The sequence below is a fragment of the Leisingera sp. ANG1 genome (assembly GCF_000203975.2).
Lineage (GTDB): Bacteria > Pseudomonadota > Alphaproteobacteria > Rhodobacterales > Rhodobacteraceae > Leisingera.
This window is the reverse complement of the sequence record NZ_AFCF02000001.1, coordinates 228,662-243,462: the sequence shown is the minus strand read 5'-3', so window position 1 is coordinate 243,462 and position 14,801 is coordinate 228,662. Positions and strand designations below refer to the sequence as shown.

Here is a 14,801-nt window from a genome sequence, read left to right as displayed (position 1 = left end):
TGCCGCACCAGATCAGAACCTCGCCTGCAAGGTCAGGTCAAAGCTCTGCTCCTCGTCAAAGTCCTCTTTCTTGAGGGCTTTGGAGAAGTTGAACCTCAGCGGGCCGAACCCGGTGGTCCAAAGAAGCGAGACACCAACCACGTGGCGGAAGGATTTTTCGTGTCCGACAATGCTGTTGCTTTGGATGGTATCGACATTTTGCAGCCCCCACAGGCCGCCGACGTCATAGAAAATGCCGCCGCGCATCCCCAGTTCTTCGGGCAAACCAAGCGGGAATTCTGCATCGAACCGCGCAACCGCATAGTAGTTGCCGCCCAGGAAGTCGTTGTACGGGCCATTGGGACCGCCAGAGGACCGATCCCGCGGCCCGATACCACCCGGCTCAAACCCGCGCATGACAGAAGGCGTCAGAACAAAGCGGTCGATCGTCCGGCTGTTTCCGCTGCCTTCCCATTGGAAAGCACCGGCCTCCAGCGTGGCGCGGATGGTGACTTCTTCGTTCCAAATCTGTTTCTGAGCAACGAGTTTTGTGGTTGCCTTGACGTATTCGGAATCCCCGCCCAGACCTGCATAGTCAGCGCCGATTTCAACCAGGAAACCAGCAGTCGGATCGAGCCCGGTCAGGCGGCTGTCATACCGGTAGGTAAAGCCAATTGCGCTGGCATTCCGTTCACCCTGCCCAATCTCGCTGCGGATAATCGGGCCAGCCAGATTCTGGTTGGTGTCATCGTCGTCAAACTGCATCTCGTCCGCGTCCCAAGTGTAACGGACCTGCAGCGAGGTGTCCTCGCCGGTATCGAACGTCAAAGCTGGCTGGAAGAAGACGCGCTTGGTCTTGTATTCGGAGAAACTGGAGTCGGTTTCATTGAGGCCCAGGTCCAGATCAAACCGCAGTTTCCGGCCCAGCAGGTAAGGCTCGGTGAAGCCCAGCACGTAGGAATCGGATTCCGTCGCGGTTGCGATATTCAGCGACAGCCGCTGGCCGCGGCCAAGGAAGTTGTTTTCCGTCAGGCCGATGCTCAGACCAAAGCCGTCGGTGACCGAGTAGGCGCCGCCGAGGTTCAGCGAGCCGGTCGGCTGTTCTTCGACATCCACATCGACGATCACCTGATCGGCAGAGCTGCCTTCGCGGGTTTCCACGTCCGCATTGGCAAAGAAGCCCAGCGCGCGGATCCGCTCCGCGCTGTTGCGGATGGAGCGCGGGTTGAAGGGGTCGCCTTCAACAGAGGCAAACTGCTGGCGGACAACCCGGTCCAGGGTGGTGGTGTTGCCTTCGATGTCGATCCGTTCGACAAAAACGCGCGGGCCGCGCGTCAGCACGAATTCAATGTCCAGGGTCAGGTCACGGTCATTGCGGGTGACCCGCGGCTCAACCCGCAGGAAATCGATCTCATTGCGGACGGCCAGGCCTTCCATCCGGTCGATCGCATTTTCGACCAGGGACGGTGTGTAAGTCACGCCCGGCTTGATTTTCAGCGTGGAGGCAAATTCATCCGCATCCGCTTCCGGCATTTCGCTGGTGACGGTGATATTGCCGAACTTGAACTGCTGGCCTTCGGTCACGTCAACAACCAGGAACACAGCGTCGCGTTCCTCGGTCACTTCTGCGTTGGCGCTGTTCACCCGGAAGTCGACATAGCCGCGCGACAGGTAGAAGTCGCGCAGCACTTGCTTGTCGAATTCCAGCCGGTCCTCGATCAGGGTGTCGGAACGGATGAAGCCGCGCAGCAGGCCGGCCTGCTTGGTTTCCAGCACCCGGCGCAGACGGCGGTCCGAATAGACCCGGTTGCCGGTGAACGACACGCGCTCCACCTCGATGGTGTCGCCTTCGGAAATCTCGAACACCAGGTCAACGCGGTTGTTGCTGCGGCGGATGATCCGCGGGGTCACGCGCGAGGCCAAACGCCCCTGCACGCTGTAGGCTTCGGCAATTGCGGCGGCGTCACGCTCTGCCTGCGTAGGGTTGAACACCCGGCGCGGCGCAGATTCGATGATCTGGTCCAGCGCGTCGTCCTTGAGGCGCTTGTTGCCTTCGAAACTGATCTGATTGATGGTCGGGAACTCAGTGACCTTGATCACCAGCGTGCTGCCGCGCGGCACGATTTCCACTGTTTCAAATACGCCACTGTCAAGAATGCGCTGGTAGGCGTCGTTCAGCTCGCCTGCGCTGACCGTCTGGCCGCGCTCGATGCCGGTATAAGCGACAACGGTCGACGTCTGAATGCGCTGATTGCCCTCTACCTGCACCGAATTGAAGCGGTAGCTTTGCGCTTCTGCCGGCAGCGGTGCCAGCGCGTAACCCAGCGCAACTGCCAGAGAAATAGCAGAAACTTTGCGGTACAAGATATTGATGCCCGACTTGCGCTCGACACAGGACTTGCCTGCGATTTTCCCCCAAACCATTTTTCAGAACCCGATTTTTATAGCAGCTTTGCGACGTGCGTACCGGGTTTGAAAGCGCTTGTCAAAACCAACTAAGGCGCAACTTGAGGGCAACCGGCGCGGCGGGCTGGCGCGCCGGGTGCGGGAATCACAAAGTGGCGAGCCAGGTGCCTGCGGTCAGCGCGCCGACAATGGCGAAACCAGTCAGTGCCCGGTCCCAGTTCAGGCGCACCAAGAGGCCAAGGCCGCGATAGGATTGCGAGAGTGTGTGCATCGGATATCCCCCAGTTCTTCACCCGCCCGCAAGCACGGCGCTCAGCGGCGCGGGCTGCAGGTTGAGGAAAAGTTAACGGGGGAATGTGGCAGCACTTGGGCGGCACTATGGCCGCCCTTTGTTAGTGCTTCAGCTGTCGTTGATCAGCAAAACAGGTCGTTGCCCAAGGCAAACACCATCAGCGACAGCACCACAGCTATGCCAAAGGTCATCAGCACCCGCACCGCCCGGTCGCTGGGCGGACGCCCTGCAACGGCCTCATAGGCATAGAACACCAGGTGGCCGCCATCCAATGCGGGAATGGGAAACAGGTTCAGCAGCCCCACTGCAGTCGACAGAACCGCGATGAAGCGGATAAAGCTCTCCGCCCCCTGGCTGGCCATCGCGCCGGAGGTTTCGGCAATGCCGATCGGCCCCGACAGGTTACAGGTGCTGATCGCCCCGGTGATCATGTGCTTCAGGCCAGACAGCGAGGTCTCCACCACCGCCCAGACCTGATAGCTGCCTGCCGCAAGAGCTTCACCAAATCCCGCGGCTTCGGTTGCCGGCGAAAATGCCAGCCCGCCGACGATACCGATCCGCCAGCGGGTGGCAAAGCCGCCATCCGGCTGCGGCTCATCGGTGCGCCGCGGCGCCAGCGCCATTTCGACGGTTTCGCCGCCGCGCCAGACATCCAGCACCAGCACCTTGCCGTCAGCCGCTTCAACCAGTTCCTTAAGCTGCTCAAAAGACACCAGCGGGGTGCCGTCCACTGCAACAATCACGTCATCCGGCTGCAGCCCTGCATCAGCCGCCGCGCTGCGCGGCACTACACCGTGCACGTAAGGCGGATACAGAAAGGGCCCGTCGACCACGATCTCGTCACCGCCCCGGCGCACGGCGTACTCCAGCGGCTGCTGCTGCGGCAGCGCCTGCCGGAATGCCTCCCACGCATCGCTGTCCTGGTAGTTCGGAACAGGAACTCCCCCTGCGCTGATCAGCTCATCCCCCTGCTGCAAACCGTTCTCGAGCCCGGGCAGCGGCGCCAGGGCTCCAATGGTCAGAGGTTCGCGCATATTGCCCTGCGACAGCGCTACAGCGGTAAAGATGATGGCGGACATCACGAAGTTGAACACCGGACCTGCCGCAACCGTCGCCGCCCGCGCCCACAAGGGCGCACCGTGCATGGTCCGGCGCAGGGCGGCGGGATCCGCGGCGGCGGCCTCCATTGCCTGCGCATCCTTGCCGGAGGCCGCATCGGAATCGCCCAGGAATTTCACGTAACCGCCAAAGGGAAGCGCGGCCACCTGCCAGCGGGTGCCGCGCTTGTCCATCCGGCTCCACAGCACCGGGCCGAACCCGATGGAGAACACCTCGGCATGAATGCCCGACCAGCGGCCGACGATATAGTGGCCGTATTCATGCACCGCCACGATCACCGACAAAGCGACGACAAAGCTGGCGATTGTATAGAGAAAACCGCCAAACTGCGGGACAAAAGAAAGTACGTCCAAAATTCTACCCTATGCGTTCTTCTGCGGCGCGCGCCGCCTGTTTCCTGGCGACATGGTCAACCCGGGTCACGTTATCAAGTGTCATTGCGGCATCTATGAGGCCGCCATCCGCCTCGATCCGCTCCAGCACTGCAGCGGTCACGGCGGCCATATCGGTGAACCGGATGCGCCCGGCAATGAACTCGTCCAGCGCCTGTTCCTTGGCCGCGTTAAACGCCGCGCCCATCAGCCCGCCCCGCTCCATCACCTCATAGGCCTGGCGCAGCGCCGGATAGCGGGCCGGGTCCGGGGCGCGGAAATTCAGCTGGCCGATGCGGGCCAGGTCCAGCCGCTCCACCGGCAGGTTCTGGCGCGCGGGCCAGTGCAGCGCATAGCCGATGGCATGGCGCATATCGGCAGCACCCAGATGCGCCATCAGCGCGCCGTCATTGAAACCGACCAGCGCGTGCACCAGGGACTCGGGATGCACCAGTACCTCGATCTGATCGGGCCGGACACCGAAGTACTCCCTGGTTTCAATGACTTCCAGCGCCTTATTGAACATGGACGCGCTGTCGATGGTGATCCGCTGCCCCATGTCCCAATTGGGATGCGAGGACGCCTGCGCCAGGCTTGCCTTCGCCAGATCCTCCAGCGGCCAATCCCGGAAGGCACCGCCCGATGCGGTGATGACAATCCGCTCAACCGCTTCAATGTCTTCCCCCACCAGCCCCTGAAACACCGCCGAATGCTCGCTGTCGACCGGCAGCAGCCGGGCGCCGTGTTGTTCCGCGGTTTCCAGCAGCAGCCGGCCTGCGCAGACCAGCGATTCCTTGTTGGCAAGCGCCAGCGTGGTGCCGTGTTTCAGCGCCTCCAGCCCCGGGGCCAGCCCCGCAGCGCCGACAATCGCCGACATGATCCAGTCTGCCGGGCGCGCCGCCGCCTCAACCAGCGCCGCCTGCCCCGCTGCCGCTTCGACATCAGAGCCCGCCAGCGCGGCCCGCAAATCCGGCAGGCGGTCTTCAAAGGCGGTAACGGCAACATCCGCACGCAAGGCTATGGCGTCTTCGGCCAGCCTGGCGATATTCGCTCCGCCGGTGAGCGCCACCACGTCATAGGCGTCAGGCGCGCGGCGGATCAGGTCGATGGTGTTCTGTCCAATCGACCCGGTGGCGCCGAAGATCGAGATTTTCCGCATGGTCTTTCCTGACTGGTTATCCCCAGAAGGCAGCGACGGCCAGGAACATGGCCGCTGCGCCCAGCATCCCGTCAAAGCGGTCAAACAGCCCGCCATGGCCGGGAATCAGCGCACTGGAATCCTTGACGCCCATCTTGCGCTTCAGGGCGCTTTCCGCCACATCGCCGGCCTGGCTGGCCATCGACAGAAGAACCGACAGCACGACAAGGCCAAAGCCCTGCCCCAACTGCGCGGCGAAGACAGCCCCGACAATGGCAGCCGCAATCCAGCCCGACGCGGTGCCGCTCCAGGTTTTCTTGGGGCTGACACGGGGCCAGAACTTGGGTCCGCCAAGGGCCTTGCCCGCAAAATACCCGGCCACATCTGTCGCTACCACAATGCAGATCAGCCACAGCATCCAAGCCATGCCCATCTGGCCGCGCAGCCAGATAAAACCGAACCCTGCCAGCAGCACCCACAGCGCGAATCCGGTGAAGTACTGCCGCCGTTCACGGATCTGACTGAAACCGGCGGCCACAGGTGCGGCCAGCACCGGCAGCACCCACAGAGCGGGCAGCAGCGACGCCAGCAGTACCGCAACGGCTGAGATCGCGCCAAGCTGCAGCGCCGTGCCGCTGCGTGACGGCATCAGCATCCGTACCAGCTCCCACACCATGCCGCCGCAGCACAGCGCGATCAGAGCATTGAAAATGAACCCGCCAGCCCAGACCGCAAAACCGCCTGCGGCAATCATCACGATGGCAGACACGGCCCGCGGCAGCAGGTCCGCCCACCGGTCCTTGGCAGCACTCATGTCTTGACCGCCCCGAACCGGCGGTCGCGGCGGCCATAGCTGTTGCACAGCCGCTCCAGCTCCTCGCCCGAGAAATCAGGCCACAGCGTGTCGATGAACTCATATTCCGCATAAGCCGACTGCCACAGCAGGAAGTTTGAGATCCGCGCCTCGCCGCTGGTGCGGATCACCAGGTCCGGATCCGGCAGCACATGGGTGTCCAGATAGCGCGGCAGGGTTTCTTCATCGACGTTTTCGGGGTCCAGCCGGCCTTCGGCCACATCCCGCGCCAGCCGCTTGGTTGCGCGTGCGACCTCATCCCGGCCGCCATAGTTCAGCGCAATGGTCAGTTGGGTGCCGCTGTTGCCTTCGGTCTTACGCTCCAGCTTGTCCATCAGATCAATCAGCTTGGCATCCAGCCGCACCCGGTCGCCGATAAAGCGCACACGGACGTTCTGTTCAGCCAAGGCGTTCATTTCCTTGGAGATGTAGCGGCGGAACAGGCTCATCAGACCGGCAACTTCGGTCTGCGTCCGTTTCCAGTTCTCGGTCGAGAAGGCAAATATGGTCAGGTATTCCACGCCCAAAGCCGGGCAGCACTCGACAACTTCACGGACCCGGCGCGCACCTGCATGGTGGCCAAACAGCCGCGGCCTGCCCCGGGCCTGCGCCCAGCGGCCGTTGCCGTCCATGATTATGGCCACATGGCGCGGGCCGGAGCGGGCCGCCGGAACTTCTCCGGCAGCACTCGCGTGCGGGTTTGTGTCTCCTGGCATACTGCCCGTCAGACCTGCATGATCTCGGCTTGCTTGGTCTCAAGCGCCTCGTCCACATGCTTGATCATCTTGTCGGTCAGCTCCTGCACCTCGGCTTCCCAGAACTTCTGATCGTCTTCCGACATGCCGTCGGCCTTGGCCTTCTTGATCTGGTCCATGCCGTCGCGGCGGACGTTGCGGATCGACACCCGGGCGTGTTCGGCATACTGGCCGGCCACCTTGCCCAGTTCGCGGCGGCGCTCCTCGTTCAGCTCCGGGATCGGCAGCATGATGATGGTGCCGTTGAGCTGCGGGTTGATGCCCAGGCCGGATTCGCGGATCGCCTTCTCCACCTTGCCGACCAGGCCCTTGTCCCAGACGTTGATGGTGACCATGCGCGGCTCCGGCACGTTGACGGTGCCCACCTGGTTGATCGGCGTCGGCGAGCCGTAGGCATCCACCATCACCGGCTCCAGCATCGAGGCCGAAGCCCGGCCGGTGCGCAGCGACGCAAATTCGGTGCGCAGGTTGGCCATGGCGCCATCCATGCGGCGTTTCAGATCGTCGGTATCCAGTTCAAAATCATCAGACATGCTGCTCTCTCCCCTTATCTGAGGCGGTCTTCCATTGGCTCATAAGCCATTGGAAGGCTGATGTATAGCGATCAAGCGGAGGATTTGGTGCCGCCGGGGCGGCATCTCCGCGCTTTGGCCACGCCCTCCGTGATGCACGATCTAGCCTGCCTGCCGCGGAATTCACGGGATCAGCCCCGCACAGGCACTCAGGTCAGATCACAAAAAACCGCGGGCGATCACGGCCCGCGGTTTCAGCCGGCTGCTCGGCAGCTCAGCCGTGAACCTTGGTATAAGTCCCCTTGCCCGCCAGAATGCCGCGGAAACCGCCCGGCTCATCCAGCGGGAACACGATCAGAGGCAGGTTGTTGTCACGGGCAAGCGCGATGGCGGAGGCATCCATCACCTTCAGCCGCTTGGCAAATACGTCGTCGTAACTGATTTCGTCATAACGGACCGCATCATCGTGCTGCGCCGGGTCCTTGTCGTAGACGCCATCAACCCCGTTCTTGCCCATGAAGATCGCCTCGCAGGCCATCTCGTTGGCGCGCAGCGTCGCAGCAGTGTCGGTGGTGAAATAGGGGTTGCCGGTGCCGGCAGCAAAGATGCAAACCCGTTTCTTTTCCAGGTGGCGCACAGCGCGGCGGCGGATATAGGGCTCGGCGACCTCATCCATCCGGATCGCCGAGATCACGCGGGTGAACACCCCCAGGCCTTCCAGTGCAGACTGCATCGCCAGCGCGTTCATCACCGTGGCCATCATGCCCATGTAGTCAGCGGTCGTGCGCTCCATCCCCTGGGCCGAACCGGACAGCCCGCGGAAGATGTTGCCGCCGCCGATCACCATGCAGATTTCCACCCCCATGTCGTGCACGGTCTTCACCTCGCGGGCGATGCGCTGCACGGTCGGCGGATGCAGGCCGAACCCCTGGTCGCCCATCAGTGCCTCGCCCGAAATTTTCAGCATGACGCGTTTATAGGCGGCGGCCGGATCCAGTTCCGGCTTTTCTTGCGGTTGAGGCATGTTGCGCTCCAGAAGATGTGAGGGTTAATTTGCGCGGCAAAATGAAGGAATTCGCTGCCAGTTTCAATCCACGCAGCGCGCTTTCCCCGCAGTTTTGCGGAACTGGCATCAAAGATGGACTGCACCCCGATGAACCTGCCCGACATCGACCCCGGCAAACCTGTGCTGATCGCAGGCCCCACGGCCTCTGGAAAGTCCGCGCTGGCGCTGGAAATTGCGGCCCGTCAGGGCGGAATCATTGTCAACGCAGACGCCAGCCAGGTCTATGACTGCTGGCGGGTGATCACCGCCCGCCCCTCGGCAGAGGAAGAGGCGCAGGCGCCGCACGCGCTGTATGGCCACGTCCCGTTTGACGCGGAATATTCCGCCGGCCACTGGCTGCGCGAGGTGCTTCCGCTTCTGGACGGGCCGGAACGGTTGATCATCGTCGGCGGCACCGGTCTCTATTTCACCGCCCTGACAGAGGGCATGGCCGAAATCCCCGCCACCCCGCCCGCGGTGCGCACCGAAGGCGACAGCCTGCCGCTGGATGCGCTACGGGCAGAGCTGGATGCGGAGACCGCGGGCCGCATCGACCTGATGAACCGCGCCCGGGTGCAGCGCGCCTGGGAAGTGCTGAAGGCCACCGGACGCCCCCTGGCCAGCTGGCAGGACGAAACCCCTGCCCCGGCGCTGCCGCTGCAGAACTGCACGGCAATGGTTCTGAACTCGGACAAGCAATGGCTGGAGGAACGCATCCGCAAACGCTTCGGACTTATGCTGGATCAGGGAGCGATGGCCGAGATCGACGCCATGCGCAGCCGGTATGACCCCGCGCTGCCATCTTGCAAAGCCATAGGCGTGCCGGAACTGATGGGCTACGCCGACGGCCGCCTGACGCTGGAGGAAGCGGAAGAGCGCGCCGCCGTCGCCACCCGGCAGTTTGCCAAACGGCAGCGCAGCTGGTTCCGCGCCCGGATGAAGGACTGGCACCAGATCTCGCTCGCTTGAGCCCGCACCATCTCGCGCCAGCCCCTAAAACTTTCATCACTTCAGCCTTCAGCAAGCGGAAACTTGCCAGAATCAGCGATCCGTGACCTGCTGCGGCCACCAAAACCGGTTCTGCTGCTTAAGATTGCTGATGCCCTTTGATTCAGATCTTCCCAGAGAGTTCCATGCCGCGCCGCTGGTCCGGCTGGCACCGGACGGCGGCTGGCAGACCGCATTGGCCCACAGCCGAAACGAACACCTGCTGATCTGGATCACGCGCGGGCAAGGCCGCTTCTTCCTGAATGGGGAGCAGCGCGGCTTCGGCCTGCATAGTGTCATTTTTGTGCCGGCCGGGGCACTTTGGTCGGCCGAATTCTCCCGCCAGTGCCTGGGCCAGGTGCTATCGATGACAGGCCCCTTGCTGCCGCCCTTTCCTGAAGCCCCTGTGCACAAGCGCTTCACCAGCCTGCAGGAACAAACCGGCCTGGGCGGGCACTTCGAGGCGATCAGCCGCGAGCAGGCTGCGCAAGGACAGCATTGGCACCGCGCCGTGCAAGCCCATAGCGAGCTTGCAGCCGTCGCTCTGCAACGTCAGCCGGACACGGCACCTCGGCAATCTGCGGCGCTGCGCCTGTGCCGGGCCTACTGCCAGCGCATTTCCGGGGTGCAGGGCTGCCAGACCACAATGGCTGCGCATGCTGAGGCCCTGAACGTGACCCCGACACATCTGACACGGGTCTGCAAAGCTGCCGCAGGCAAGACCGCAGCGACCCTTCTGACAGAGCGCCAGCTGCACGCCGCACGGACACTGCTGATCACTTCAGATATACCCATTCGCGACATTGCCGCCCGGCTGGGCTTTGGCAGCGCCGCCTATTTCACACGCTTCATCACGCAGCATACCGGCCAGCCCCCCAGCGGATTGCGCGATTCCGCCCGCAAAAAACTGCAATAGCCTGATCCGTCAGCAGAATCCCGCCGCATGGCCTGACACACCGGAAATTCCTTCAAATGCCGGCCCTATTACTGGGCAGTTTTGAACAGTATGCGGACGTATGCCGCCCCGAATAATAAAACCGACGCCGGAAATGTCGTATTTTTACACGGAAACGACGAAACTGTGCATTGACGAAACGCCGTATCTCTGCCGGAATGCAGGCATGGGGAAACTTTAATCCAAAACCTGAACCAAAATCGCCTGGCACACCGCCGGGCCAATATCCGTTTCGCACAAAAATGACCGAACGGTACGACAGGGAGACTTAAATGACCAAAGACACCATCAACGGAGCCCCGATCCATTGGGCCGCCAAGATGCACGCCAAGGAAGTGCTGGACGGCAAGCTGGACCGCAGGGAATTCCTGACCCGCGCCACCTCGCTGGGCGTCACTGCCGCCGCTGCCTATGGCATGATCGGCCTGGCCGCCCCGGTTAAGGCGGCAGAAGAGAAAAAGCAGGGCGGCACACTTCGGGTGCAAACCGAAGTCCGCCCGCTGAAGGACCCGCGCACCTTTGACTGGTCGCAGATGGCCAACAAGACCCGCGGTACCATCGAATACCTGGTGGAATACAACAACGACGGCTCCTTCACCGGCATGCTGCTGGAAAGCTGGGAGATCAACGAGGACGCCACCGTCTATACCCTGAACGTCCGCCAGGGCGTCAAGTGGAACAACGGCGACGACTTCACCGCCGAAGATGTTGCCCGCAACATTGCAGGCTGGTGCGACAAGGGGCTGGAAGGCAACTCCATGGCCGGCCGTTTCGCAACCCTGATTGACAGTGAAACCGGCCAGGCAGCCGAAGGCGCGATCGAAGTGGTCGACAGCCACACAGTCAAACTGAACCTGCCGGCCTCCGACATTTCGCTGATCGCAGGCATGGCCGACTATCCGGCGGCCATCGTGCATTCCTCCTTCCAGACCAACGACTTCACCCAGAACGTCGGCACCGGCCCGTTCCTGCTGACCGAGCTGGAAGTCGGCGTGCGTTCGGTTCTGGAACGCAACGACGACCACACCTGGTGGGGCGAAGCGATCTATGGCAAGCCGGCACTGGACCGCATCGAATACGTCGATTTCGGCACCGACCCGTCCTCCTGGCTGGCGGCGCTGGAATCCGACGAAGTCGACATGCTCTATGAATCGGTCGGCGAATTCATCGACGTGATGGACGGCCTCGGCTACAAGAAGTCCGAAGTTGTGACCATGTCCTCGATCGTGATCCGCACCAACCAGCTGGCGGAAATCGACGGCAAGAAACCCTATGCTGACAAGCGCGTCCGCAAGGCGATCCAGATGGCGGTCGACAACTCCGTCTGCCTGGAGCTTGGCTACGGCGGCCGCGGCGAAACTGCGGAAAACCACCATGTCGGCCCGATCCACCCGGAATACGCCGAACTGCCGCCGCAGAAGGTTGATCCCGCCGGTGCCAAGGCGCTGATGGAAGAAGCCGGCATGATGGATTTCGAGCATGAGATCCTGTCGATCGACGACGACTGGCGCCGGAACACCACCGACGCGGTGGCAGCACAGCTGCGCGACGCTGGCTTCAAGGTTAAACGGACCGTTCTGCCGGGCTCGACTTTCTGGAACGACTGGGCCAAATACCCGTTTTCCTCGACCAACTGGAACCACCGCCCGCTGGGCGTTCAGATCTGGGCGCTGGCCTACAAATCCGGCGAAGCCTGGAACGAATTCGGCTGGGAAAACCCGGAGTTCGACGCCCTGCTGGCAGAAGCCCTGTCCATTGCTGACGCTGACAAGCGCCGCGAAATCTCTGCCAAGGGCCAGGCTCTGATCCAGGAAGAGGGCGTGACCATCCAGCCCTACTGGCGCTCGCTCTACCGCCACATGCGCGAAGGTGTTGTCGGTGCCGACATGCATATCTCCTTCGAGCATCACCACTACAAGTGGGGCTGGGCAGCCTAAGCCCGACCGGCTCCTGACTCTTGCACCGCCCCTCCTCCGGGGCGGTGCTTTCCAGCTCAAAAGATAAGAGACCCGCCCCTTGAGCCGGGTCCGATCCGCCAGACTGACAGGGGACCCAAATGGGACTTTTCATTCTCCGCCGTTCGGGCGTGATGCTGCTGACGGCCCTGTGCCTGACGTTCATCGTGTTCTTCCTCACGAACCTCTACCCCAACCTCGAAAAACTCGCCAAAACCCAGGGCAACTTCCGCATGTCGGATGAGGCCGTGGCCAGCTGGCTGGACGCCAACGGTTATGGCGGCTCCATGGTTTCGAAATACGGGCAATGGCTGGGCGTTCTGCCGGGCTGGACCCGCGAGACCGAGAAAGGGTTCACCGGCCGCTGCATGACCGGCGCGGTCAGCGCTGAGGAAGCCGCCGAAGCGCCGACCTTCTGCGGCATTCTGCAAGGTGACTGGGGCTATTCGACCCGGTTCAAGGATGAAGTCTCCACCATCATCGCAGAACGGCTCGGCAATACAGGCCGCCTGATGTTCTGGGTGCTGGTGCTGATGGTGCCTTCTGCCCTGATCATCGGGGTGCTGGCAGGCATGCGCGAAGGCTCTGTCACCGACCGAAGCCTTTCAACCGCCTCTATCCTGACCACGGCAACACCCGAATATGTTTCCGGCGTGATATTCATTGCCGTGTTCACATCCTCCACCGTGGGCCTCAAATGGTTCAAGGGCACCGCCACCTCGGCGATGGACAACCCGAACTTCGAGAACTTCTTCCTGCCGGTGCTGACCATCGCGCTTTACGGCATGGGCTATATCGCCCGGATGACCCGCGCCTCGATGACCGAGGTTATGACCGCGCAATACATCCGCACCGCCCGCCTAAAAGGTGTGAGCTTTCACAACATCGTTCTGAAGCACGCGCTGCGGAACGCACTGATTGCCCCCTTCACCGTCATCATGCTGCAGTTCCCCTGGCTGCTGAACGGCGTGGTGATCGTCGAGACCCTGTTCAACTACAAGGGCTTCGGCTGGATCCTGGTGGAAGCCGCAGGCAACAACGACATCGAACTGCTGCTGGCCGTTTCCGTGGTCTCAGTCTTCGTGGTGCTGATCACCCAGCTGATCTCTGACATCGGCTATGTGTATCTGAACCCGCGTATCCGGATCTCTTAAGGAAGGCAGCAGAGCATGGAACCTCTTAGCACATTCGAAATTGCGGGGCGTATCATCTACCAGCTGTCCCCGGTCTGGTTTTCGCTGGTAATCCTCTACGCAGCTTCCATCGGCTTCAAACGGCGCCTTGGCCTTTATGGCAAGCTGTTTGACAGCCCCATCGGCATGATCGGCTTTGGCCTGGTGATGTTCTGGGTGTTCACCGGCATCTACGGCGCCATGGACATGATCATTACCCATGACCCGCTGGTGCAGGTCTCGGGCATGAAGAACAAGGTCCCCGGCACCCCGATGAACGGCGCCACCGAAGCGGACTACCCCTATTACCTGCTTGGCGGCGACAACCTGGCGCGCGACGTGTTCAGCCGCCTGGTCAAAGGCGCCTGGGAAGTCATCAAGATCGCCCCGATGGCAGCTGTCTTTGCCTTCATGGTGGGGATTACCCTGGGCCTGCCTGCGGGCTACTACGGCGGACGCCTGGACACCACGCTGTCCTTTGCCGCCAACCTGATCCTGGCCTTCCCGGTGATCCTGCTGTTCTACCTGCTGGTCACGCCTGAAATCGTCGCCACCGGTGTTCCGAACTATATGGCGATCGTTCTGTTCATCTTCCCGATTGTCTTTGTCGGGGTGCTGCTGAACTCACGCTATTACACCCGGCCCAAAGTGCGCAACCTGGTGCTGCCGCTGGTTCTGGGGATCATCATCTGGTTCTACCTGCAGCTGGTTTCCAATGGCGGCTACCTGATCAACACCCCGGCCTATTCGATCCCGGGCCTGCCCCGCGTGATGGATATGTTCGACATCCCCGGCGGTATCCTGGTGGTGTTCGTCTCGGTGGTCTTCGTCAACTCGCCCACGGTGTTCCGTATCGTGCGCGGCCTGACGCTGGACATCAAAACCCGCGATTACGTGGCGGCTGCCCAGACCCGCGGCGAGGGCCCCTGGTACATCATGCTGTGGGAAATCCTGCCCAACGCCCGCGGGCCGCTGATCGTCGATTTCTGCCTGCGCATCGGCTACACCACCATCCTCTTGGGTACCCTCGGCTTCTTCGGCCTTGGCCTGCCGCCGGAAAGCCCGGACTGGGGTTCCACGATCAATGATGGCCGCAAGCTGTTGTCGATCTACCTGCACCCGGCGCTGCCGCCTGCCTTTGCGCTGCTGACGCTGGTTCTGGGTCTGAACCTGCTGGCCGACGGCCTGCGCGAAGAAAGCCTCAAGGATTGATCCGGCCGGGGGACCGGCCCGTCCGGTCCCCCGGTAAATTGGAGCCAGAT

General features: G+C 62.3%; 13 protein-coding genes. 5 read left to right on the top strand and 8 right to left on the bottom strand.

Features of this window, described 5'->3' with window-relative positions; genetic code table 11:
* Window positions 1-12: 12 nt before the first annotated feature.
* The 8 genes from bamA to pyrH all read right to left on the bottom strand — a co-directional run bounded on the left by bamA (window position 13) and on the right by pyrH (window position 8,449).
* On the bottom strand, window positions 13-2,403 hold the full coding sequence (gene bamA / locus GC1_RS01205) for an outer membrane protein assembly factor BamA (protein WP_019296162.1): 2,391 nt from the start codon (window positions 2,401-2,403) through the stop codon (window positions 13-15).
* A gap of 127 nt (window positions 2,404-2,530) precedes the next feature.
* Complete coding sequence (locus tag GC1_RS22930; protein WP_019296161.1) at window positions 2,531-2,656, bottom strand: hypothetical protein; 126 nt, start codon at window positions 2,654-2,656, stop codon at window positions 2,531-2,533.
* Window positions 2,657-2,799: 143 nt separating this feature from the next.
* Window positions 2,800-4,149: an RIP metalloprotease RseP gene (gene rseP / locus GC1_RS01200; protein ID WP_019296160.1), complete on the bottom strand. Its 1,350-nt coding sequence runs from the start codon at window positions 4,147-4,149 to the stop codon at window positions 2,800-2,802.
* 4 nt (window positions 4,150-4,153) lie between these two features.
* Complete coding sequence (dxr, locus tag GC1_RS01195; protein ID WP_019296159.1) at window positions 4,154-5,326, bottom strand: 1-deoxy-D-xylulose-5-phosphate reductoisomerase; 1,173 nt, start codon at window positions 5,324-5,326, stop codon at window positions 4,154-4,156.
* 16 nt (window positions 5,327-5,342) lie between these two features.
* The gene (locus tag GC1_RS01190) at window positions 5,343-6,119 is read right to left on the bottom strand and encodes a phosphatidate cytidylyltransferase (protein WP_019296158.1); all 777 of its coding nucleotides are present in this window, start codon (window positions 6,117-6,119) and stop codon (window positions 5,343-5,345) included.
* Window positions 6,116-6,874, bottom strand: coding sequence for an isoprenyl transferase (locus GC1_RS01185; protein ID WP_019296157.1), 759 nt, complete (start codon window positions 6,872-6,874; stop codon window positions 6,116-6,118). The genes GC1_RS01190 and GC1_RS01185 overlap by 4 nt, the downstream gene beginning before the upstream one ends.
* 8 nt (window positions 6,875-6,882) lie before the next feature.
* Window positions 6,883-7,446 carry a ribosome recycling factor gene (gene frr / locus GC1_RS01180; protein WP_019296156.1) on the bottom strand — a complete coding sequence of 188 codons (564 nt, stop codon included), beginning with the start codon at window positions 7,444-7,446 and terminating at the stop codon, window positions 6,883-6,885.
* Window positions 7,447-7,699: 253 nt separating this feature from the next.
* Window positions 7,700-8,449 carry a UMP kinase gene (gene pyrH / locus GC1_RS01175; RefSeq protein ID WP_019296155.1) on the bottom strand — a complete coding sequence of 250 codons (750 nt, stop codon included), beginning with the start codon at window positions 8,447-8,449 and terminating at the stop codon, window positions 7,700-7,702.
* A 114-nt stretch (window positions 8,450-8,563) separates the two neighbouring features.
* Here pyrH and miaA point away from each other — a divergent pair, with 114 nt between their 5' ends.
* The 5 genes from miaA to GC1_RS01150 all read left to right on the top strand — a co-directional run bounded on the left by miaA (window position 8,564) and on the right by GC1_RS01150 (window position 14,751).
* Window positions 8,564-9,439 carry a tRNA (adenosine(37)-N6)-dimethylallyltransferase MiaA gene (gene miaA, locus GC1_RS01170; RefSeq protein WP_019296154.1) on the top strand — a complete coding sequence of 292 codons (876 nt, stop codon included), beginning with the start codon at window positions 8,564-8,566 and terminating at the stop codon, window positions 9,437-9,439.
* A 130-nt stretch (window positions 9,440-9,569) separates the two neighbouring features.
* On the top strand, window positions 9,570-10,373 hold the full coding sequence (locus tag GC1_RS01165; RefSeq protein ID WP_029204814.1) for a helix-turn-helix transcriptional regulator: 804 nt from the start codon (window positions 9,570-9,572) through the stop codon (window positions 10,371-10,373).
* Between the two features lie 311 nt (window positions 10,374-10,684).
* Window positions 10,685-12,349, top strand: coding sequence for an ABC transporter substrate-binding protein (locus GC1_RS01160; protein ID WP_019296152.1), 1,665 nt, complete (start codon window positions 10,685-10,687; stop codon window positions 12,347-12,349).
* A gap of 119 nt (window positions 12,350-12,468) precedes the next feature.
* A complete protein-coding gene (locus GC1_RS01155; protein WP_019296151.1) occupies window positions 12,469-13,521 on the top strand; it encodes an ABC transporter permease in 1,053 nt (350 codons plus the stop codon).
* A gap of 15 nt (window positions 13,522-13,536) precedes the next feature.
* Window positions 13,537-14,751: an ABC transporter permease gene (locus GC1_RS01150; RefSeq protein WP_019296150.1), complete on the top strand. Its 1,215-nt coding sequence runs from the start codon at window positions 13,537-13,539 to the stop codon at window positions 14,749-14,751.
* The last annotated feature ends 50 nt before the right edge of the window (window positions 14,752-14,801 follow it).

Coding starts and splice junctions, on each gene's coding strand:
- GC1_RS01150 (WP_019296150.1), top strand. CDS start 13,537: ATGGAACCTCTTAGCACATTCGAAATTGCGGGGCGTATCATCTACCAG.
- bamA (WP_019296162.1), bottom strand. CDS start 2,403: ATGGTTTGGGGGAAAATCGCAGGCAAGTCCTGTGTCGAGCGCAAGTCG.
- dxr (WP_019296159.1), bottom strand. CDS start 5,326: ATGCGGAAAATCTCGATCTTCGGCGCCACCGGGTCGATTGGACAGAAC.
- frr (WP_019296156.1), bottom strand. CDS start 7,446: ATGTCTGATGATTTTGAACTGGATACCGACGATCTGAAACGCCGCATG.
- GC1_RS01155 (WP_019296151.1), top strand. CDS start 12,469: ATGGGACTTTTCATTCTCCGCCGTTCGGGCGTGATGCTGCTGACGGCC.
- GC1_RS01160 (WP_019296152.1), top strand. CDS start 10,685: ATGACCAAAGACACCATCAACGGAGCCCCGATCCATTGGGCCGCCAAG.
- miaA (WP_019296154.1), top strand. CDS start 8,564: ATGGACTGCACCCCGATGAACCTGCCCGACATCGACCCCGGCAAACCT.
- pyrH (WP_019296155.1), bottom strand. CDS start 8,449: ATGCCTCAACCGCAAGAAAAGCCGGAACTGGATCCGGCCGCCGCCTAT.
- GC1_RS22930 (WP_019296161.1), bottom strand. CDS start 2,656: ATGCACACACTCTCGCAATCCTATCGCGGCCTTGGCCTCTTGGTGCGC.
- GC1_RS01185 (WP_019296157.1), bottom strand. CDS start 6,874: ATGCCAGGAGACACAAACCCGCACGCGAGTGCTGCCGGAGAAGTTCCG.
- GC1_RS01165 (WP_029204814.1), top strand. CDS start 9,570: ATGCCCTTTGATTCAGATCTTCCCAGAGAGTTCCATGCCGCGCCGCTG.
- GC1_RS01190 (WP_019296158.1), bottom strand. CDS start 6,119: ATGAGTGCTGCCAAGGACCGGTGGGCGGACCTGCTGCCGCGGGCCGTG.